The sequence below is a fragment of the Anaerotruncus rubiinfantis genome, assembly GCF_900078395.1.
In the GTDB taxonomy this organism is placed as follows: domain Bacteria; phylum Bacillota; class Clostridia; order Oscillospirales; family Ruminococcaceae; genus Anaerotruncus; species Anaerotruncus rubiinfantis.
The window spans coordinates 1,072,311-1,093,616 of record NZ_FKLA01000009.1 but is presented as its reverse complement, the minus strand read 5'-3'; the positions used below and the strand labels follow the sequence as shown (position 1 = coordinate 1,093,616).

Here is a 21,306-nt window from a genome sequence, read left to right as displayed (position 1 = left end):
TCCGGATCAGAGGAGGACCAGGAAAGTGCTGCCTTCTCCAGGTGCGCTTTGCACCCGCACTTCGCCGCCGTGCAGCTGAGCCACCCGCCGCACGATCGAAAGCCCGAGGCCGTTGCCATCACCGCCGCGCGAACGGTCGGCCTTGTAGAACTTTTCAAAAATGTGGTCCTGCTGTCCGGGCGGGATACCCGGTCCCTGGTCGGTGATGGCAAAGGTCACCCGTTCGCCGGTGCGGTGCAGTGAAATCATAATCTCCCCATCCGGCGGCGAAAATTTCACGGCATTGTCAACCAGATTGGTCCACAGCTGCATCAGCAGCACATCGTACACATCCAGGGTGATCTCGTCAAGCTCAAGTTCAAGATTAAGCCGCTTGGCCTCCCATTTCGATTCACACAGCGCCAACGCGCGGCGGATCTGCTCGTCAATGCGCACCGGCGCTTTGCGCGCCGGTATGTTGCCCTTTTCGATCCGGTTGAGCATGAGGATATTGTCCGCCAGAGTGGAAAGCCTGCCGGTCTCCTCGGTGATAATCTGGACGTATTCCCGCCGCTCCGTGTCGTCCTCTTCGTCCTCAAGCAGTTTTGCATAGCCCTCGATGGCGGTGAGCGGCGTTTTGAATTCGTGGGAAATGTCCGAAATGAAGTTGCTGCGCAGCATCTCCACGCTGCCCAGCTCCTCGGTCATTGTGTTGAAGCTTTCAATCAGCGTGGAAAACTCGCCGTTCGTCCTGCGCAGCGGGACGCGCTGGCTGAAGTCGCCGGCCGCAACCTTGCGGGTGGCCGCGTCCAGTTCCCGCAGCGAACGGGTCATCCTGTGGCTGGCAAACAGCATCCCGCCGGTGCCGAGCAGTACCGAAACCAGCAGGGACAAAAAGCCCGCGCTGCGCATCTGCTGGAAGATATCGGAAAGGTTGAACCGGCAGAGCACATAGCTCGAGCCGCTCCGGGCAATTGCAACGAACTGTCTGGGGAAGCTGTCAAGCTGTGCAAAGACCACCGTCCGCTCCTCTGAATCCAGCTTCGCGCGCTGCTCCCCAGTGAGTTCGATACCGTCCAGCCGGTCGACCGCCGTCATAGAAACGACTCCGGTCATATACAGGTCGCCCACATCGGAAAGCGGGCGGCCATGGGATTCCAGATAATCGATCGTGCCAAGCATTCCGCTGACAATCTGTTCCTGTACGATCGTGTTAAACTTTTTGCGGCTGGTGTGTGAAAAGACCATATATGGCACCACCATCGTAACGATGATGATGAACACCACTACCGCAGCCACCTTTTGATAAACGCCGCGCCTCATGCCGTTCCTCCGGCATGCTGAACGCCCTTATAGCCGAGTCCGCGGATGGTCACGATCTCCAATTCCTTCACATGTTCGAACCGTTCCCGCAGCCGTTTGATATGCACGTCCACCGTGCGCGGGTTCGTTTCGGTATCAAAGCCCCAAATCTCGTCCATCAGCTCCTGCCGGGTAAAGATCCTGTTCGGATAGGAAAAGAGCTTGTAAAGCAGGTAGAATTCCTTTTGCGGCAGCACCACCGTTTCCTCCCGCAGGCGCACTTCCAGTGAGGCGTGGTCAAGCACCACCGAACCGATAACGATCTGGTTTTCGCTGTAGATCCGGCTGCGGCGCAGAAGCGCCCGCACCCGCAGCACCAGTTCCTCCATATCGATCGGTTTGGTCATGTAATCATCCGCGCCAATTTCAAAACCCTTTTTCTTGTCCGCAAATTCCGTTTTGGCTGTAGCCATCAGAATCGGCGTGTCGACCCCATTCCCGCGCAGCGTTTTAACAAGGTCGTAGCCGTCCATCCCAGGCATCATGATGTCCGAGATGATCAGGTCGACCGGCTGGTTCGCAAGCACCTGCAACACCTCGCCCCCATCCGCCGCCAGCACGATGTTAAAACCCTCCCGGCGCAGATAAATGCCGATCAGTTTGCGGATTTTGGCGTTGTCATCCACAACCAGGATTGTCGCCATTCCCGTCCCTCCTGTTCTCTTGGCTTTCTTTTATCCTAGCAGAAAATCGGCGCTTTTAAAAGGTTTTTTTCCTTTCACAATACGTTCACACTTTTTTCACAACTTTTTTGCCTTATGACATCTTAGGTTCACAATTTTTTTCTATACTTATGGTCATTGTGAGAATTATCTACATTTGGAGGTACTCTACGTGAGCAAGCGTAAAAAGATCGTTGTTTCCATCTGTTGTGTGGCAGCCGCCGGTGTTGTGGGGCTTGGCGCCTACCGCATCGTCAGCCGGGGGGAAACCGCGCCGGTTTCGGCACAACCCTCCCAGGTGATCGTCCAAGCACAACTCCCACAGTCCGGGGAAATTTCCCATTCCACCGAATTTATCGGTACGGTCGAGCCGGACGAAGTGGTAACTGTCACGCCAAAGGTTTCCGGCACCGTTTTAAAAACCTACTTTGAGGTCGGCGACACGGTGAAAAAAGGCGACCTGCTCTATGAGCTTGACCCGGTCGATATCCAGCTTTCCCTCACCGCGGCCGAGGCGCAGCTCGAAGCCAACCGGATCTCCGCGGAAGTCGGGCTGGGCAGCGGCTACGACGCCCAGATCATCCAGGCCAAATCGAGTCTCGACGCGGCGCAGAAGGCCTACAATACCGCGCGCGCCAATCTCAAGGACTGGGACGACGCGAATGACGATTCGCTGCGCATGCTGGAAAAAGAGATCACCAAGCTCGAAACCGCGATTAATAGCGAAACTGATCCGGCCAAATTGGAGGAGCTTGAAAAACAGCTTTCTCTCGCCAAGGCCAACTACAATGAGCGCGACGACGATGACGACCCGAACCACCGGGCGCTGCGCACCGCCTTTACCAACGCGCAGATCAGCTACAACGCCGCGAAGGATGCCTATGACCTTGTGGTTGGGCAGGCGCGCTCCGACGCGGAGCTGACCACCGACGCGTCTCTGAAGGCCGCCGAAGCCGGCCTTGCCGCCCAGCAGAAACAGTTGGAATACACCAAGGTCTATTCCCCGATCGACGGCGTGATCGAACAGAAAAACGTCACCGAGCACCAGGTTTCCGGCGCGGGTTCCCCGGTCTACTATACCGTTTCAAACAAAACCCTGATGGTGGTCAAGTTCAGCGTTTCCGAAACCGCCGTCCAGAATATTGAACCGGGCGACAAGGTCGTTATGGAAAAGAGCGGCCAGACCTTTGACGGCACCGTGACCGAGGTCGCCACAATGGCTGATCCGGCCAGCGGCCTGTTTGTGGTCAAGGCGGCTGTCGATGCCGATGACATCCCATTACATACCGGCTCCACCGTCAAGATCAGCGCCCAAACTGAAAAATCCCCGGATGCGATCCTCGTTCCGCTCGACAGCGTCTATTATGACGAAGGCGAGGCATATGTCTATACCTACGTGGACGGCGTTGCAAAACGCACCCCCGTCACCACCGGTATTTCCAACAAAGAAGTGATCGAGATCACTTCCGGACTGACCAGCGACGACCAGGTGATTACCACCTGGCATCCGAAGCTGCTCGACGGCGCGGCGGTCGTGCTGGATGGGCAGGCAGATGCCGCGCCGGCTGAATCCTCTCAGGCCGCGGATGCGCAAAGCGCCCCCGAAGAGTCATCCGGCGAACCGGCTTCCTCCGGACAGCCGGATGCGCAGTAACGGAGGCGGCCGTCCATGAATTTGACAAAACTGACCCTGAAACGTCCGGTATCAGTCATTCTGGTAGTGCTTGCACTCGTCGTTTTCGGTATCGGATCGATCTTCACTTCCCCCATTGAGCTGACCCCGGACATGGAGATGCCGATGCTGATCGTCGCCACAACCTATCCTGGCGCGGGCCCGGAGGATGTGGAAAAGCTTGTCACCAAAGAGATTGAAAGCGCTGTCTCCACCCTGAGCGGTGTCAAAAACGTACAGTCGGTTTCCCAGGAAAACATGTCAATGGTTGTGCTCGAGATGGAGTACGGAACCGATATGAACGTCGCGCACGCCGACCTGCAGCAGAAGGTCACCACCTATGCAAGTTTTCTGCCGGACGACGCCAGCGACCCGATCATCATCGAGATGGACATCAACGCGATGCCCACCGTCATGCTCTCGGCCACCGCGACCGGCGATTTGAACCTGTTAAACTATATCGATGAAAATATCGTCCCGGAATTTGAAAAGCTTTCCGGCGTGGCAAGTGTCGATGTCTACGGAGGCCAGCAGGACTACATCAGCGTCCAGCTGATGGACGACCGTATGAAACAGTATGGCCTTGATATGTCCTCGGTGGTCAGCGTCCTTTCCACCGCCGACTTTTCGATCCCATCCGGCACCGCCGAACGCGGCAGTCAGGACCTCACCATCAAAAGCGGCGTACGCTACACCTCGGCGGACAGCCTCAAAAACGTTCCGATTCCGCTGCGCAACGGCAATGTCATCCACCTTTCGGATGTGGCAACCGTCTTTGAAACCACCAAAAAAGCCGAATCACTCAGCCGCTACAACGGCAATGAGACCCTCACTCTGAGCGTCACAAAACGTCAGAGCGCCAGTACGCTGGACGTTTCCAAGTCGGTCTTGCGCCAGATGGATCAGATCAACCGCGACGAGCTCGGTGTGAAGCTCGAGGTGATCAACGATTCGAGCGAGCAGATCGTGGATGCGGTTTCCACAGTCGCGAGCACCCTCGTCCTGGGCGTTCTGCTTTCGATGTTCGTGCTCTTCCTTTTCTTCGGGGATTTCAAAGCTTCGCTCATCGTCGGCAGTTCAATGCCGGTTTCGCTGCTCTTCACTTTTGTGCTGATGAAGATGATGGGCTTCTCGATCAATCTGCTTTCGCTCGGCGGGCTGGTCATCGGCGTCGGTATGATGGTCGATAACTCGATCGTTGTGCTCGAAAGCTGCTTCAGGCAGCGCGCCGGCCAGCAGTCCTACCGCACCGCCGCGCTTGAAGGCGCCAAATTCGTCACCAGTTCGATCATCGCTTCGACCATCACGACCATCGTCGTTTTCCTTCCGATCAGCCTGATGGAAGGGATGAGCGGCCAGCTCTTTAAACAGCTCGGCTTCACAATCATCTTCTCGCTGACCGCGTCGCTCATCTGCGCACTGATGGTCATTCCGCTCGCCTTCACCTTCTTTAAACCGAAGGAAAAGACCGAAGCGCCAGTCTCCAAACTGGTGCGCAAAACCGAAATTGCCTATGGCAACCTGATGCGGCGGCTGCTGCGTTATAAAAAATCTGTGGTTGCCTTCTCACTTTTGCTTCTGGTCGGCTCAGTCGCCCTGATCCCGCTGCTCAACATCGAGCTGATCCCATCGATTGACCAGGGCACGGTTTCGGTTTCGGTCGAAGCCAAACCCGGCCTCAAGCTGGAAGAGATCAACAAACTGATCTTCAGCATGGAGGACATGGTCAAAAACCATCCGGATGTTGAACGCTATACCATGACTTCGGGCGGCGGCGGTATGAGTTCTATGATGGGCGGCGGCGGAAGCGCTTCCTTCACCGCATACCTGCGCAGCGACCGTGAAATGACCACCAATGAAATTGTCGAGGAGTGGCGCCGCCAGACCAGAAATCTGATCAACTGCGAAGTGTCCGTATCATCTTCGAGCGGCATGAGCTCAATGATGTCCGGCGGCTCAAGCGCACAGATCAGTCTGCAGGGAAATGATTACGATCAGATCAAGGCCGCTTCCAAGCAGGTGGAAGCCATGATGTATGAAAATCCCGGCGTGGTCAAGGTTTCCTCGACCATTACGCAGGGCAATCCGCAGGCGGAAATCATGGTTGACCCGCTTCTGGCAGCCGGCGTGGGTATGACCCCGCAGCAGGTCGCGGGCACTTTGAACATGGTGCTTAGCGGCAAGGAAGCTTTCACATTATCCTCAAACGGCGAAGAATACAGTGTGCGGGTGGAATATCCGGAAGGTCGTTACCAAACGGTCGACGATCTGGCCGGTCTTGTGCTCACCAGCCCCACCGGCAAACAGGTTCCGCTCATGGATATCGCGACGATTTACTATTCCGACAGCCCGCAGCTGATCCAGCGGAAAAATAACCAGTATATTGTCACTGTGACCGGCGATCTATCTGAGGCTACCAAATTCACTGCCAAAGATGAGATCACCAAAGCCGCAGCCACAATGAGTTTCCCTCGCGGCGTTTCGCTTGCCAAAAGCGATATGGACGTGCGCATGGTCGAAGAGTTCACCTCCCTGCTCACTGCAATTGCCGCCGCCGTACTGCTCGTCTTCCTTGTGATGGCAATGCAGTTTGAATCCCCGCGGTTCTCGCTCATGGTTATGATTTGTATCCCATTCAGCCTTGTCGGTTCGTTCGGGCTGATGTTCCTGTCCGGCGTGACGCTCAGTATGCCTTCCCTCATGGGCTTCCTCATGCTGGTCGGTATCGTGGTCAACAACGGCATCCTGTTTGTTGATACCACCAACCAGTACCGCGCCAGCATGGATATCGAAACCGCACTGGTCATGGCCGGCCGAAGCCGTCTGCGTCCGATCCTGATGACCACTCTGACCACCGTACTTTCGATGGTTCCAATGGCCTTCAACCTCGGCAACGGGACTGAGATCATGCAGGGCATGGCGATTGTCATCATCGGCGGTCTGTGTGCGTCAACCCTGCTGACCCTGCTGCTGCTTCCGACCTTCTATCTTATCTTTGCACGCAAAAAAGCAAAAAAAGACCGCGATCCAGAGCCAGAGCAGCAGATCGCTGACGAAGGGCTCATGTATTAAACGTTTCCTGTCCTACGGCCGGAGCGTCCTTCGGACGACGCGTTTTCAAAGGGGGCTGCATGTCCCCTTTGAATTCCCCGCAGGGCGCCGTCTTTGGCGGCCCGGCCCTGCAAGCCTTCGGGCCGGAGTTGGGAAATTGCCTGCGGCGATGATTTTTTCAATGAAACAGCGTCTGTAAAACAAAAACGGCGCATCCGCAATTTTCCATTGCGGATGCGCCTTGCTTTTTGTCCCGGTTTCTCTATATAATAGAGTTTATATCAACAGAGGAAGGAGGCTGTCCGGTTGCGCAGAGAGTTCCTTTTCGTATTGGCGTGCGCGGCAACTTTGTGCGGCTGCGCGGCTGCTGTGGGACAACCGCACAATGAAGGCATCGTACCGCCGTCAAGCCAGTTCATCTCTTCTGAGGAAGCTTTTCCGGCCTCACCGGCCGTGTCTGAAGCAGACAGCGCTGCCGAGCCGGAAGCGCGGCAGGAGAATTACATTGTCCGGCTCGCGGACGGGATTGCGCAAGATCTTCTGGCACCCGGGATGGATGAAACAGAAAAGGTGCGGGCCGCTTACGAATATGTCATTCAAAACACCTGGTTTGCTCCGCCGATTGGGTTGGATGCCTGGCGGTGGCGCGGGGATGGGCCGCAGCCGGATTATCTTGAGCAGCGCGCGATCAGCCCGCTTGCTTTCGGCATCGGTTCCTGTGAGGATTATGCGGCCGCCCTTACACTGCTGCTTTGCCGCATGGGTTTCGAGGCGAAATACCTGCCCGGACTCACCATTTCGGCGGGCGGAGGGTTCGTTGATCACGCTTGGGCCGCTGTACGGATCGGGAATGTCTGGTATCATCTCGATCCACAGCTTGAGGACAATGTCCTGCATGAAAACCGGCTCACTTACCGGTATTTCCTCAAATCCGATCAGTATATGCTCGCTGATCACCGCTGGGGTGAAAATATGCTTGCTTTCGGCGGGTTCAATGAAACGCAGGCCGCGCTGGTACGGGAAAGCTACTGTATCCCTGCCTGTCCGCTTGACGCGCCCTCCCCAGTGCCAAAGCAGATCCAGAAAAGTCCCCGGCCCAGTCAAAGCGCCATTGAGCAGGCGCTTTCTTCCGAACGCGCTGCTTATGAACGGGAAAACGGCCCGCTTTCCGCTATCGAACTCGACATCACGCCACCCATTTTCGGGAATATGGGCTACGGTGATCCAAATTATTAAAAAAGAACCTCCAACAGGAGGTTCTTTTTTATCGCGTCGCCGCATAAACATAGTAAGTTGTGATACCTTCATCATACGCCGGATTGGTCAAAGCAAACGGCAGCTTTTCCGGCGAGCTCGAATGTCCCAGTCGGGTCAGTGTCATTGGTTCCGCAACCTTCAGAAAGGTGGTCACCGTCTGCGGAGAATCGACATTGGCATCTGAAAAACCAAGGATTCGGCCGTAGTCAAAACGTTCGATCGCCTCGGCTGTTTCTCCGTCCCTTTTTGCCGCGTCCGCAGGCATCAGGTAATGGGAACAGTCCGCCGAGGCGACCAGCAGCACCCGGTTTTCCGCACAAACTTTTTGCACAGTTTCCCACACGGCGGACAGCCGTTCCCGTGAAAGCCTGTTGGAAAGCAGCAGCACCGCCGCTTTTGTATTCGGAAGATAATACTTTACAAATGGAATGAGCCCCGCCGCCCCATGATCGGCTTCCACCGCGTCCGGGTTGTTTTCCGCCGCGATCCGTCCGTTTTGCAGGAACGCCCGGACAATCCCGCTGTCCACCGGCAGGTCTCCATATGGCGTATCCCATCCGGCGTTCGCGGTGACCGCGTCGCTTTTACAGTTCTCCGGGAAGTGGGATGGGGATATGATAAGCACCGAATCGTACGCATCCTTCTGTTCTCCTGCCAGCGAAAAGAAGCCCGCAATCATATCCGCAGCCAGCAGGTGGTGCGGCACCATCCCGGCGGCAAGCTGCCCGTCCGCTTCGTAGGCCGCCGGGGAGGCGATCCCACCCCTCACCAGCTCCGCATCGTAATAGAGGCAGGCGAGCTCCTGCAAAGGCCGCGCCCCGGACGGCTCTGGGGGAGCCGTCCCCGCCGGCAAAGCCGGCTGTGCCCCGGCCTTTGGGCCGGGGCTGGGCGCGGCGCAGCTGCAAAGCACCATGCATGCCGCCAAAATCCCCAGAAATCGCCGGATCATCCGATGGTCACGCTTTCGCGTTCGGTACAGCCCCAGATGTCGGAGGAACTGCTGGAAATATAGGCGCTCTCCACCACATATTCACCCGGGACAGCGCAGCGCGCATAGTAAACGATTGGATCAAGCGGGTCCCCATAGACGCTGAACTGGAGCCGCTGTCCCTGGCGGCTGCCCAGATACCAGCCGTGGCCGTAGCTGCGCTCCGGGTCGTCCACCGCGCCATAGCGTTCAAACCGCATGCCTGACGGGACGTATTCGTCGATCACCATCCAGTTATCTCCAATATCGAGGTCGAGCCCGGCAAGATCCGGCGTCAAAGTGATCTTGACAAGGCTCCCCTGCCGGATTGGGCCGTCCACGCCTTCCACCTTTCGGGTCAGGCCGAGCTTTTTGCGCGATGCATCCATCTTCTGCTCCGGCGCGCCAACATAATAGAGGTCGGCATAGACTTCACCGGCATCCACTCGGAAAGAACTGTTGGCCAGCTGTTCCCGCGACAGGGTCAGGTATTTCATCCCGCGGCCAAGTTCCTCGGTCACCGTTTTGCCGTCCACCGTATAGGTGAATTTTGCCTTTGCGCCGGCTGGCGGGACAAAACGGCCAAGATAGATCATCTTTTCGAGCAGGTACGGGTCATATTTGGAAGGCTTCTCCACCAGGTAACGGGTCAGCGCTCCCGCTTCATCGGTACCAAGCACCGACGCGAGCATCGACGCGGAGGCGGTCCAATCCGCCACATTGAGGCTCTGCTCGAAAATGGAAACATACATCGCCTGTTCGCCCGAAATACCCTCGCGCGTTTTGAGGTTCGGCTTCACCAGTTTGTCGTAAGCCGCCCGCGCGCCCGCCGTGTCACCGGAGACTGCAAGCGCGGTTGCAAGGTACATCTTATCGACAAAATCGAGCGAAGCTCCGCTTTCGATCATCTGTGTGAGATCCGCATCGAGCGGATCTCCCGCGAGCGCCCGCGCCAGATAGACAGCGCTCTTGCGGCCGGTAAACCAGTCGCTGTCCGCGACCGACAGCCCGGAAATCTCCCCATGGTTTTCATCAAACAGTTCCGGCATCGCCAAATGTGCCTTGACTGTGAGCTCGATGTCCTGCGCGTCATACGGCAGCAGGTTCATAACCCCATACAGATTCACGTCCGAAAGCGTGTCGGCAAGCGCCGTTTCGTCATACCAGCGGGCGCCTTCCTCCTTGAACAGCTGCGCCACATAGCGGGCCGCGATGCGCATGTCGGTACGCGCGCCGCCGCTCCACATGCTCACGTCCGACAACACCCGGCTGTAGTTCTTATACGCTTTGTCGTAAACCGCCGCCGTCACCGGATACCGCAGCGGGGTGACCGAAAGGCCGTCTTTGAGATTCACCGTTTTGACCATCGAAACCTCAACCCCAGAGGATACCACCGCAAACGGCAGTTCAACCGCGTCGCCGTATTCCCCGCAGCTTCCACGGACAGTGACCGTGTATTCCCCGGCTGCGAGCCCGTCGAACAGGACATTCGTATAAGCGCGTGCCGCCCCCGAGGCCTTCTGTGACTCATTCACGCCATTGCCCTTGATTGTGACTTCATATTCCACCGGATCGGTATCGGAAATCGCTGTGCCCATACTGCGCAGACAAACGGCAAAGCTGTCTCCCACAAGGATTTGTTCGTTCACGATCGGCTGGACAAAAAACGGCTGGGTCGCATAAATATTTTTTTTGCCGTCGCCCGCCTGCAAATCGTCGGTGAGCGCAAGCCCGGTCAGCCGCCAGCTGGTGATATTGTCCGGCAGCTTAAATGAAAATTTCGCCGTACCGGTGGCGTCTGTTCTGGCGGTTTCAAAAAGCGCCGTATCCGCAAAGTCCTTGCGGGTCTCGCCGTCGCCGCCACCGCCGCCCTTTTCGCCTGGGCCGCCGTATTCGGTCTGCACATAGGAGGTGTATTTTCCGATGTTCGGCCAGAAGGCATCCTGGTAAATGCTTTCAAGCAGGTCCGGCGTCTGTTCACGCATGGCGAAGATCGCCTCGTCCACTGCCGCCAGCACAACGGTCGCGTCCTTGGCAGGCTGCCCGGTCAGCTTATTTTTGATCTTCGCGATTACATTCACCTGATCCGCCGGGCTGTAAGTCTCCTTTTCCGGCGTGATCTCCACCGCAAGCTCCCGGTGGGAAGGATTAAACTTCATCGATTTATTGGAAAGCGCATAGATGTGCTTTCCGTCAAAATATGCGCCGGTGATGACATAGTTCGGCAGCAGCTCCTCCGCGTAAGGCAGGGTGAAGGAAGCGGAATCAGAGAATTTCAGCTCTCCAAATCCGTCCTGCGCCACACAGTAGAGCAGCTTCCCTTTGAAGCCGGTAACCGGTTCATCGTTGTCCTCCAGCACGAAAGTGACATCCTCGTCGTCCACAAACTGCGAACGCAGATCGGAAAGCAGCCAGTAGTAGTCGCTTTCGTTCAGGCTGTTCAGGTCGATTTGGCTCAGGTCGGCTTGCTTATTGAGCCCATAACGATGGATGCCGTCCGCGCTCATCTGCCGCCGGTCAAAGATTGCGCCGAGGTAAATCGTCTCCTCCACCCGCTTGCCGCGCGAATCAGCCGCGGAAAGCACCACATAGTAGCAGTTCTCCGCGTCAGACTGGGGCAGGCCGGTCAGCGCATAGCGGCCGTCCGCCGTCGTGAAGTCGAAGGTATTCACCACATCGTTATGCTCCTGATAATAGTAGGAGTCCTTCGTTTCTTTGTTGATAAAGTCGTAATAGGTCCCCTGGATCACTTTGGTGTAATAGACATGGTGGACCTCCGCCCGAACCGCGCTGTTGGCCGGCGCGCCTTTGAGCGCGTCCCGTTCCCAGAGATCGGCAGGTTTTTCAATCCCGGAGATGTCGATCCGGTTGGTGATCACCTGAACCGCCTTCCCGCCGTCCTTCACTTCGCCGGTCAGCATCAGATCCCTGTGGATTACATTGACCGTGCCATATTCATAAAAATTCTCCGATTCGGCCCCGGCATTTGAGAATACATACCGGTAGCTCTGCGGTCTCCAGGTATTCCGCGCGTCGCCGATCACAATCGGAACATTCAAAACACCCTGTTCGTCGGTGATGTAGCGGACATTTGGCGCCGGGGCAATCATGCTGTCCCAGCTTTGGAAATCCGCCTGAAAAGAGGAGGCGGGCGTGCCGTCAAAGGTTGAAACCTTGAGTGAAACATGTGCCTGCGCACCATTCGAAGTGAGGTACACCGGCTTATCGGTTTGCGTTTCAGCGGTATAAATCGGTTTGACATAATCCTTGATCCAGACCGATTCGCCGGTCAGCGAACGCTCGTCATCCAGCCACAGATCGAACGACTGCCACATATCCACCGCAAGATCCTCAAACGCAATCTCCGCCGTAAACTGACCGTTTCCCTGCACTGGGACCTCCTGCTCAATGGAAGTGCCCGAAAGCGTGATCCGCACCGACTTCGGCATCGGGACTGCCGGATCACGCGGCCGCACGAAACCCCACAGCTTGGCGGTGTCGGTGGTGCGGTAGATTGGGCGGTCGGAGAAAAGGTATGCGTAATAGCCGTAAGAGACATCCCCCTGATTCCAACTGTCAAAATAGCGGTTATCCACATAGGTGTGTTCCCCGGCTTTGATTGTGAATATCCCGTTTGCCGAATCATACTCATTTTCGAGCCCCTCAAAAACCGCCTTGTCGATCCGCAGAGTCCCGTCGGCGCCGGTGGTGCCGGAAGCCCGATAGTTGCCTTCACAGCTGAATTCGGCCCCTTCAACCGGCTGTCCGGTGGAAGCGTCGTTGATCCAGGCGACCAGCTCTTCGCCCATCGTCATGAAGAAAATTGACAGGTCGCTCGACTGCAAAAAGATCTGCCGGGTAACAGTTACGCCGTCCGACACCTGCATACTCAGATCGGCCGCATACCAGCCCTCAGGCAGCGGCTCGGGAAACTGGAGGATCTGGTTTTGCACCCAAAAGTTCTGCAAATCACTGACTGGCGTGACCGGCTGCGCCTCGAAGGAGGCGTATTGTGAGAGCTTCGAGGTGTCGATCTTGGTGTCGCCGTATTTGCGGTCGCGGTGACTGGCATTTTCCGCCATCTGCGCCGCGTACTGTCTGGCCGTATCGAAGCGGTAGACCGCAACTGATACTTTCCGGCTTTCCGGCGGGATGCTGTCATCAATATAGACGCCCACCGTAGCCGTTTCATCGGTGAGGGTGTTCAGGCTGCGGCCGTTATTGGCAAGCTGGAACTTCCATTCCGCTTCCTGCTGCGCCTCGCTGATTGTCGTAAAGGAAAACCGGAACGCATTTGCAAGCTCCGCGCCGCCCGCAGAGGAAAGCGGCGGGTTCAGCGTAACGGTATAGCGGGTGCCGTAAGCCATCGAATCCTCCGGGTAGAATACAAACTTTCCATCCCCATAAGAGATGCCGCCAACCACCGGCGGATCGATCGAAAACGCCTTTTCAAAGTCTGCGGAGGAAACATCGCTTGTGTTAAAAGCGAACTCGATCCCCGAGCGGATCGGCACCTTTTCGCCGTTGTCCATAGGGAAAAAGGATTTTACCATCAGGATGTTCTGCACCTGACAGGAAAAAACCTGCGGCTTGCCGTTTTTCCCCGCGACCGTGATCGTAAAGCTGCTGCCCGCGTCGAGCAGGTTCACCGGCTTTAAGAGAAATTCGCGGTCGTTCTGCGCGGTCAGCTCATAAGCGATCTCTGGATCGGTCGTAATTTTTCCACGCAGCGCGGCCGCGTCGGTGTCGTACGGCAGCTTGATCGTGAACGCGCTGTCGGGCGAAACGCCCGCGCTGGCCGTGGATACCGCGGCGATCTCGGCTTTTCCGCCGAACAGGGAACATCCCGCAAGACAGATCATCGCCGCAAGAGCCAGCGCGCCGCAGACACACCCCCATTTTTTCCATCCGGAACGGTTCATAAAAAGACCTCCTCACACATCTTTCCATCACAATCTCAGTATACCGGGTTTCCCAGGGGCTTGCAATGGCAGCGCCTGGCGGTTGGTTTTATTCCCAATTAGCACTCATATATATAGAGTGCTAAAAGTTTACAAACTGATAATAATCCATGTATTCTTTTGTAACAAACGCAGGTTATACTATAGTTAATGAAAAAAGAAAAGAGCACCGCAAGGTGCGAAGAAAGCAGGTGATTGCCTTGTGTGACACCAAGGTTTCCCCTGTGGGCAATCCCGCAGGCGGTCAGAACAACACTTAAAACACAAACACGGTAAACTTGAAAGGGGATTTTTATATGTTTGATCTGATGCCTTTTGAACGCAGAGAACACAATTTGCAGAAATATTTTGACGATATGGAAAAACAATTTTTCGGCCATCTGGGTGACTTTGCACAGTTTAACACTGATATCCTTGATAAAGGCGATAAATTTGTGCTCCAGGCCGAACTGCCGGGCTTTCAGAAAGAAGATATCCACATCGATATCGACAACGACCGCCTAACCATCACCGCTCAGCACAGCGAGGAAAAAGAAGACCGGAAGGACCACTTTATCCGCCGCGAACGCAGCTATGGCTCGTTTGCAAGAAGTTTTGACATCTCCGGCGTCAAAGCCGATGAGATCACCGCCGAATATAAAAACGGCGTATTGGAACTCTTCCTGCCCAAACGGGGTGAAATCCCGGCGTCGTCCCGCCGGATCGAAATCCAGGGATGACCGGCCGTTTCCAAATAGAAAGGGGCGTATCCGCCAAAGCGGATACGCCCCTTTTATTGTTTTCAGACTGCCTGCAGCTGGGCAAGCACCTGATTGATTTTCTGCTGCGGGACATACCGCCTTGCATAAAAAAGCACGTTCTGCAAAGGCATATTGCGCGCGCGCGCAAGCATCGGGCTGCCCATCACCATCGGGAATTCCCGGCTCAGAAGCGTACGCGCCTGTGGATTTGCAAGGATCTCGCCCACCGTGATCTGATTGTTGCGTAAATTCATCTTGAAGCCTCCATAAACACAAACTGGGATACTCCAGTTTATGCCGCTGCGCCCCAAAAGATACCGGTCAGGCAGCCTGCCGCGCTTCCATCGCCACCGCTTCCAGATGCGCGCGCAGCTGATCCGGCGTGATGTTGTAGTTGCCGTCCAGATCGACCTTGAGGGTGACGTTGTATTTGTAGCTTACCTCGTCGATCACCTTCTGATACTCCGCGTCGCTGTAATGCCGCATACAGCCCGAAAGAGCCGCTGCCGCCAGCAGAACCGCAAATGCCGCCAATACTTTTTTCATGCTGGCTCCCTCCCACAAGTTACACTCTGCCGGAACGGGCGCATCATATCCCCCGTCACACGGCGCAGGCGTCTTTCCACAATCCAGCCGGGAAGCCCGACAATCTTCGCGATCTCCGGCACGGAACAACCCTGCACCAGTGCCAGGACAATCAGCTTGCGATCCCCGAAGGTGAGCGCCGCGAGCGACTGCACCACCTTGGCATTCCCGGAAGAAATGACCTTCTCGCTGATATAGTGCGTATCCTTCTCGATCTTACTGCATGCATCCACCAGGTTTTTGGAGAATTTCAGCGGCAGGGACGCATCCTCCTGTCCGCTTTCCTCCGAACAGCTCTTTGCAAAGGCCTGCACCACCGCTTGTTCAGCGGCCTCCTGACTTCCAAGCAGGTAAAGCGCGCTTTTATAGAGCCCCGGCACCATCCGCTCGTATAAAGCCTGATACTGCGTGTCCGCCAGCCCGGCTTTTTCCATAGCGCTCCCCTGCCTTTCCAGATTTTTATTCTATCGTGTACTAATCATAACCATACGGTTTGCCGTTTGGGGACACATTTCGCACAAAAATTCTTGAAAATTTATTTTTGTGCAATTTTCCTCCCTTTTTCCGCCACGGTTTGGTTATATAAACCATCGTGCAGGCCATCGCCCATTGTTTCAACATATAAAAAAACGAGCGTTTCCGCCCGTTTTCTTCAATAGAAGGAAATTTTATGATAAAGCTTCTGCCAATCCTGCCGACGTTTTCATTTCCTGCAGCGTTCACCGCCCGTGCATCCGCCGTCCTTTTTCTTATGCCTATTTTTCCGCCTTAGCAACTCCCGCAGCGTCTTATCCCCGGATTTTACCTGCCGGAAGCCTTCACCGGAGATTTCACCCGCGTCGCCCACAATGACGAAGGCGTTCGGATCCAGCTCCCGTACAATTGCGTTTGCCTTGCAGACCTCATACCTGCGCACCGCGCAGAGCAGCAACTCGCTTTCGCGGCCGCTGTAGGCGCCGCGGGACTTCAGATAGGTCACGCCGCGGTCGAGATCGGTGAGAATCTGCGCTGCGATCTGCTCATTTTTCTCGGAGATGATATAGAGCAGCTTGCCGGTGCCCGCGTCGGTACCGTAGAGCACCGCATCGATCAGCCGGGTGGCGACAAAGATCACAATCAGCGCGTACATCGCGCTCTCAAGGCTCTGATAGACGAACGCGGCAAAGGTCACGACCAAGGCGTCCAGACACATCATCAGCCGCGCCATCGAGATATGCGGAAAATATCTTCCCAACAGCCGCGCCACCATATCGGTGCCGCCAGTTGTGCCTCCGCGCATAAAAATGAGTGCCAGCGCGAACCCCTCGACCACGCCGCCGAACACGGCGGCCAGCATGAGGTTATTCTGGTACGGCGGGACCACAAGGCTCAGAATATCGATCGCAGCCGAAGATACCGCCGTGGCCACGATCGTCTTAATCACCAGCTTATAGCCAACCGAGAGGATTGCCCAGAGGAACAGCGGGATATTGAGCAGGAAAATCACGCCGCCGATCGGCGTGCCCCACAGAAAATTGAACACGGTCGAAAGGCCGGTGAGCCCGCCGGGCGCGATCTGGTTCGGCGCGGTGAACAGGTTGACCGACAGCCCGTAAAGTACCCCGCCGACGATAAAAAAGCCGAAGTCAGTGGCCCATTCCCTGAATTTTGCAGAATTTCCCCGCCGCATAAAAGCGCCTCCGTAGAATTATCATCCAAACTCCGAAAGGACCAGCTCCTTGTTGCGGTCGGTGGCCCACCGGATGTTCCATTCGTCTGTAAAGAGCAGCAGGTAGTTGTCCTTAAAGTCCTGCACAACCTTTGTGTCGGAGCTGAGATCGAGCGTTTTGGGGTCAAACTCTTCATTCTCGATCCAGCGGATGTATTGGTACGGCAGCCCCTCCATACGGATTTCCACGCCGTATTCATTTTGCAGCCGGTACTGCAGCACGTCAAACTGCAAGGTGCCCACCACGCCCACAATTACTTCCTCCATACCGGTGTGCGGCTCGTGGAAGATCTGGATCGCGCCTTCCTGCGCGATCTGGGTGACCCCTTTGACAAACTGCTTGCGCTTTAGGGTGTCGGTCTGCCGGACGCGAGAGAAGTGCTCCGGCGCGAAGGTCGGGATGCCCGCAAACTGGAATTTTTTGTTTGCGGCGCACAGCGTGTCGCCGATCGAGAAGATGCCGGGATCGAACACGCCGATGATGTCGCCCGCGTAGGCCTTCTCGATGATCTCGCGGTCCTGCGCCATCAGCTGCTGGGGCTGGGCGAGCTTGATCTTCTTTTGGCCCTGCACGTGCATGACCTCCATGCCCTTTGTGAATTCCCCCGAGCAGATGCGCATGAACGCGATGCGGTCTCGGTGGGCCTTGTTCATGTTCGCCTGGATTTTAAATACAAAAGCTGAAAAATCCGGCGAAAACGGATCGACAACCCCTTCGCTCGATTCGCGCGGCAGCGGCGGAGTGGTCATCTTGAGAAAATCCTCGAGGAACGGCTCGACGCCGAAGTTGGTGAGCGCCGAACCGAAAAAGACCGGTGAGAGCTTGCCGTGGCGGACCTTTTCAAGGTCAAATTCATAACTCGCGCCGTCGAGAAGCTCGATGTCGTCCGAAAGCTGCGCGTGCAGCGCCTGGCCGAGCGCCTCGTCCAGGCGCGGGTCGCCAAGCGCGTATTCGGTCGAAGCGACCGCCTTCTGGCCGTTGGCGTATTCCCCCGCCTCAAAAGCGATGATCTCCCGCTTGTGGCGGTCGTAGACCCCCTTGAATTCCCGCCCGGAACCGATCGGCCAGTTGACCGGGTAGGTCTGGATACCGAGCTCCTGCTCGATCTGTTCGCACAGATCGAAGGGGCTTCTCGCCTCGCGGTCCATTTTGTTGATAAAGGTAAAAATCGGGATATCCCGCAGAAGGCAGACCTTGAAAAGCTTGCGGGTCTGCGGCTCGACGCCCTTGGCCGCGTCGATGACCATGACGGCCGAATCCGCCGCCATCAGGGTGCGGTAGGTGTCCTCCGAGAAGTCCTGGTGTCCCGGGGTGTCCAGGATATTGATGCAGTAGCCGTCATAGTTAAACTGCATGACCGACGAGGTGACCGAGATTCCGCGCTGCTTTTCGATCTCCATCCAGTCGGAAACGGCGTGGCGGGAGTTCTTTTTGCCCTTGACCGAAACGGCGTGGCGGGAGTTCTTTTTGCCCTTGACCGCGCCCGCCAGCTGGATCGCCCCGCCGTAGAGCAGGAATTTTTCAGTCAGGGTGGTTTTACCCGCGTCCGGGTGCGAGATGATTGCAAAGGTACGGCGTTTTTCAATTTCGCTTTTTAAATTCGACAAAGATGATTCCTCCAGATGCTATTGAGACGGCCTTTCGCCGCACTGCGCGCCGTTCGCGCTCTAAGTTTTAATATTACCATTTTTGCCTGTTTGACGCAATAGATTGTAGCTTTGCGGACAAAAATTTTCTTTCCGCGCACCAAAACAACTTCTCCGGGCGGTTCCCGCCTTGCATCCCGGCTTCTGTACGGTTATAATAGAGACTGTTTGAAACAATTCGGGAGGGACATCCAATGGATCAGCTCATTGTACTCGGGACGGGCAACGCAACCGTCACCAAATGCTATAACACCTGCTTCGCCATCCGCGGGGGCGCCGGCACGCTGCTGGTGGACGCGGGCGGCGGCAACGGCATCCTTGTGCAGCTCGAAAAGGCCGGGATTGGGATCGGCGACATCCACGATCTCATCGTCACCCACAAGCATTCCGACCATGTGGTCGGGGTCATCTGGATCGTGCGGCTTGCGGCCACGCTGATGAATAAAGGTAAATACGAAGGCGACCTGCGCATCTACTGCCATGACGGCCTCATTGATCCAGTCGTCACTCTTTGCCAGCTCACATTGGACAAAAAATTCCTAAAGCACATCGGGCAGCGCATCCACTTTATCCCGGTCGCGGACGGCGAGACCCGGGAAATCTGCGGATACGAGACCACCTTCTTCGACATCCACTCCACCAAGGAAAAGCAGTACGGCTTTTCGCTGCTGCTTTCGGATGGGCAAAAGCTCTGCTGCCTGGGGGACGAGCCTTATAATCCCGCCTGTGAGCGTTATGTTTTGGGCGCGGATTGGCTGCTCTGCGAAGCATTCTGCCTCTACGCAGACCGGGAACGCTTCAAGCCCTACGAAAAGCACCACAGCACAGTCAAGGAAGCCTGTGAACTCGCCGGACAGATGAAAATTCCGAACCTGGTGCTCTGGCACACCGAGGACAAAAACTACGACCGCCGCAAGGAGCTTTACACCACCGAAGGCCAGAACTATTACCAAGGCAATCTCTTCGTGCCGTACGACCTGGAAACCATAACCCTCCGCTAAAAAAAAGCGAAAGCCATCTTGGCTTTCGCTTTTTTCGTATTATCCGCGCGGGTGGTCGAACTTTTTGAAGAGGGTCACCGCAACCGTCCGCTCTCCGATCTGCACCTCAGCCTGGTCAATCATCTGGCCGATCAGGTGGATTTCGCTGTCGCTGCCGGAACTGCTCACCCCCGCTACCTGCCAGAAAAACTCTTCAAGCCCCTCGTCCTTCTCCTTAACTGTCAAAAACCGGTTAAGATCCTCCAGCCGCTCGCGCTGACCGGGCAGATAGTTGCTGGTAATTTTCAGCTGAAATCCCTCGCTGAGCTTCCGCAGCTCCATCTGGATATCATCCGCTCCCATTCGCAGGAAGAAACCCGTCATCTCATCGATGATCTTTGACATTTTTTTCGCCGTGTAGTTCATCTCTCTAACCTCTTTTTTCCTTGTCCTTGTTAACCTGTAAAGGCGTCTTTCTTTTGCAGCGCTTCAATCAGCGGGATCAGCACGATGCACACCAGGCCAGCCGCAAACCCGTTGTTATACAGGTTCAGCCCGCCGTGCAGGAATCCCACATTGAGCACCACCGACGCATGTACGACGCCCGCTATAACGCCCCATTTCCATCCAAACTGTCCCGCGATCGGCGCGAGCCCGGTGGAAAAAAGCGCCGCCAGCAGCACATCCGGATCGCTGAGCCGCCAGACCATAAAGAAAGAGCTCAGCACTACGCCCGCCATCACCGGGATGATATTGCGCAGATGTTTTCCAAACGCGCCAAACCCGCAGATGCTCAAAATACCGCCGATGGTCGGCCCGTTAAGCGAACCGCCCACCACCAGCACATAGACGGTGGCGAATGCCCCAACAATCCCCATGTTGATCAGCGTCACCGGGTAGTCGTCCAGCAGCACAAAGTCCGCAACCGCGCGGCCGGAGTGCCGGGTGACCGCAACCACCCCTTTAAAACTGCAGCCATTGTGCGCCCAGCCGCTCACGACCATTAAAAGGAACAGGGTGAACAAAAAAATGGCGAGTATCGCGTTGTTCCCGCTGCTCCATTCAAAGCGAGTTTCGAACACCCGCCCCATCGAACGGAAGAGCGACGCCATCACCATGCCGATAAGCCCGGCCGTAAAGCCGACGTTATAAAGGTTATAGCCCTGATGCACCCGCATGGTGAAAGCCGCGATCGGCGGCAGCAAAAATCCGATCAGGATCCCCATCCCGATGGTCAGCAGAAAACTCAGGGTAGGATCGGCGGTGATGGTCCGCATTTCAGTGACAATCGGCGCGAGCGCCGTGCCAAACAGCGAAATGTAGATATACCGTCCAAAATGTTCATGCTGGTAGCGCGAATAGAGAAAACCGCCCAGGATGATGGGGAAAATATTGTACACATCCTTGCCGAAAAGCGCAAAACCTGCCATCAGGAAAAGCGCGGCCACACTGATGCCGGAAAAGGTCAGTTTACAAAGCCGCAGCAGAACAATCGAGATCAGGGTCACCAGGCCGGAATTCACAAATGCCGCCCCCAGGCCTCCGACCACGATCGAGTCGGTGATAAGCCCCGCCTGCGTCCTGACAATGGCAATCACGCCGTCAAAAATATTGCGCGGCGTATCACACACGAAACCAAATGAGATCAGCAGCAATGAAAAAATCACCATTGTCCCATAAACGAAATCTCCCTGCTTATTTTTGTCGTAGGTGAGATATCTATACAAATTTTTGC

16 protein-coding genes are annotated in these 21,306 nt (G+C 56.0%); 5 read left to right on the top strand and 11 right to left on the bottom strand.

All coding sequences use genetic code 11. The features are described 5' to 3' along the window. Positions 1-6: 6 nt before the first annotated feature. A complete protein-coding gene (locus tag BN4275_RS10770) occupies positions 7-1,302 on the bottom strand; it encodes a HAMP domain-containing sensor histidine kinase (protein WP_079988222.1) in 1,296 nt (431 codons plus the stop codon). Further along, positions 1,299-1,985 (bottom strand): response regulator transcription factor, encoded by a 687-nt coding sequence (locus BN4275_RS10765; protein WP_066457920.1) that lies wholly within the window; start codon positions 1,983-1,985, stop codon positions 1,299-1,301. Before BN4275_RS10765 ends, BN4275_RS10770 begins: the two co-directional genes overlap by 4 nt. 190 nt (positions 1,986-2,175) lie before the next feature. Between BN4275_RS10765 and BN4275_RS10760 the strand changes: the two genes are divergently transcribed. From BN4275_RS10760 to BN4275_RS10750, 3 genes are all read left to right on the top strand, one after another. Next, the gene (locus BN4275_RS10760; RefSeq protein ID WP_066457917.1) at positions 2,176-3,657 is read left to right on the top strand and encodes an efflux RND transporter periplasmic adaptor subunit; all 1,482 of its coding nucleotides are present in this window, start codon (positions 2,176-2,178) and stop codon (positions 3,655-3,657) included. Positions 3,658-3,672: 15 nt separating this feature from the next. Continuing rightward, positions 3,673-6,747 carry an efflux RND transporter permease subunit gene (locus BN4275_RS10755; protein WP_066457915.1) on the top strand — a complete coding sequence of 1,025 codons (3,075 nt, stop codon included), beginning with the start codon at positions 3,673-3,675 and terminating at the stop codon, positions 6,745-6,747. A gap of 285 nt (positions 6,748-7,032) precedes the next feature. Continuing rightward, entirely contained in the window at positions 7,033-7,962 is a 930-nt protein-coding gene (locus BN4275_RS10750; protein WP_066457912.1) for a transglutaminase domain-containing protein, read from the top strand. Positions 7,963-7,990: 28 nt separating this feature from the next. On the opposite strand, the gene amrB is transcribed toward BN4275_RS10750, so the two are convergent. Both amrB and BN4275_RS10740 read right to left on the bottom strand, forming a co-directional pair. Beyond that, on the bottom strand, positions 7,991-8,932 hold the full coding sequence (amrB, locus tag BN4275_RS10745) for an AmmeMemoRadiSam system protein B (RefSeq protein ID WP_079988220.1): 942 nt from the start codon (positions 8,930-8,932) through the stop codon (positions 7,991-7,993). Continuing rightward, the gene (locus BN4275_RS10740; protein WP_066457907.1) at positions 8,929-13,872 is read right to left on the bottom strand and encodes an Ig-like domain-containing alpha-2-macroglobulin family protein; all 4,944 of its coding nucleotides are present in this window, start codon (positions 13,870-13,872) and stop codon (positions 8,929-8,931) included. Before BN4275_RS10740 ends, amrB begins: the two co-directional genes overlap by 4 nt. A gap of 335 nt (positions 13,873-14,207) precedes the next feature. Here BN4275_RS10740 and BN4275_RS10735 point away from each other — a divergent pair, with 335 nt between their 5' ends. Beyond that, positions 14,208-14,630: an Hsp20/alpha crystallin family protein gene (locus tag BN4275_RS10735; RefSeq protein WP_066457906.1), complete on the top strand. Its 423-nt coding sequence runs from the start codon at positions 14,208-14,210 to the stop codon at positions 14,628-14,630. Positions 14,631-14,692: 62 nt separating this feature from the next. Here BN4275_RS10735 and BN4275_RS10730 read toward each other — a convergent pair whose 3' ends face one another. The 5 genes from BN4275_RS10730 to BN4275_RS10705 all read right to left on the bottom strand — a co-directional run bounded on the left by BN4275_RS10730 (position 14,693) and on the right by BN4275_RS10705 (position 18,552). Next, positions 14,693-14,905 carry a hypothetical protein gene (locus BN4275_RS10730; RefSeq protein WP_066457904.1) on the bottom strand — a complete coding sequence of 71 codons (213 nt, stop codon included), beginning with the start codon at positions 14,903-14,905 and terminating at the stop codon, positions 14,693-14,695. A 67-nt stretch (positions 14,906-14,972) separates the two neighbouring features. Continuing rightward, positions 14,973-15,197 carry a hypothetical protein gene (locus tag BN4275_RS10725; RefSeq protein ID WP_066457903.1) on the bottom strand — a complete coding sequence of 75 codons (225 nt, stop codon included), beginning with the start codon at positions 15,195-15,197 and terminating at the stop codon, positions 14,973-14,975. Continuing rightward, a complete protein-coding gene (locus tag BN4275_RS10720) occupies positions 15,194-15,670 on the bottom strand; it encodes an RNA polymerase sigma factor (RefSeq protein WP_066457893.1) in 477 nt (158 codons plus the stop codon). Before BN4275_RS10720 ends, BN4275_RS10725 begins: the two co-directional genes overlap by 4 nt. A 269-nt stretch (positions 15,671-15,939) precedes the next feature. After that, positions 15,940-16,905, bottom strand: coding sequence for a YitT family protein (locus BN4275_RS10710; RefSeq protein ID WP_066457891.1), 966 nt, complete (start codon positions 16,903-16,905; stop codon positions 15,940-15,942). 21 nt (positions 16,906-16,926) lie between these two features. Next, positions 16,927-18,552 carry a peptide chain release factor 3 gene (locus BN4275_RS10705; protein WP_066457889.1) on the bottom strand — a complete coding sequence of 542 codons (1,626 nt, stop codon included), beginning with the start codon at positions 18,550-18,552 and terminating at the stop codon, positions 16,927-16,929. A 233-nt stretch (positions 18,553-18,785) separates the two neighbouring features. Between BN4275_RS10705 and BN4275_RS10700 the strand changes: the two genes are divergently transcribed. Beyond that, the gene (locus BN4275_RS10700; RefSeq protein WP_066457886.1) at positions 18,786-19,592 is read left to right on the top strand and encodes an MBL fold metallo-hydrolase; all 807 of its coding nucleotides are present in this window, start codon (positions 18,786-18,788) and stop codon (positions 19,590-19,592) included. Positions 19,593-19,631: 39 nt separating this feature from the next. On the opposite strand, the gene BN4275_RS10695 is transcribed toward BN4275_RS10700, so the two are convergent. Beyond that, on the bottom strand, positions 19,632-19,997 hold the full coding sequence (locus BN4275_RS10695; protein ID WP_066457884.1) for a hypothetical protein: 366 nt from the start codon (positions 19,995-19,997) through the stop codon (positions 19,632-19,634). Between the two features lie 29 nt (positions 19,998-20,026). Further along, positions 20,027-21,298, bottom strand: coding sequence for a DUF1576 domain-containing protein (locus BN4275_RS10690; RefSeq protein WP_066457882.1), 1,272 nt, complete (start codon positions 21,296-21,298; stop codon positions 20,027-20,029). Between the last annotated feature and the right edge of the window lie 8 nt (positions 21,299-21,306).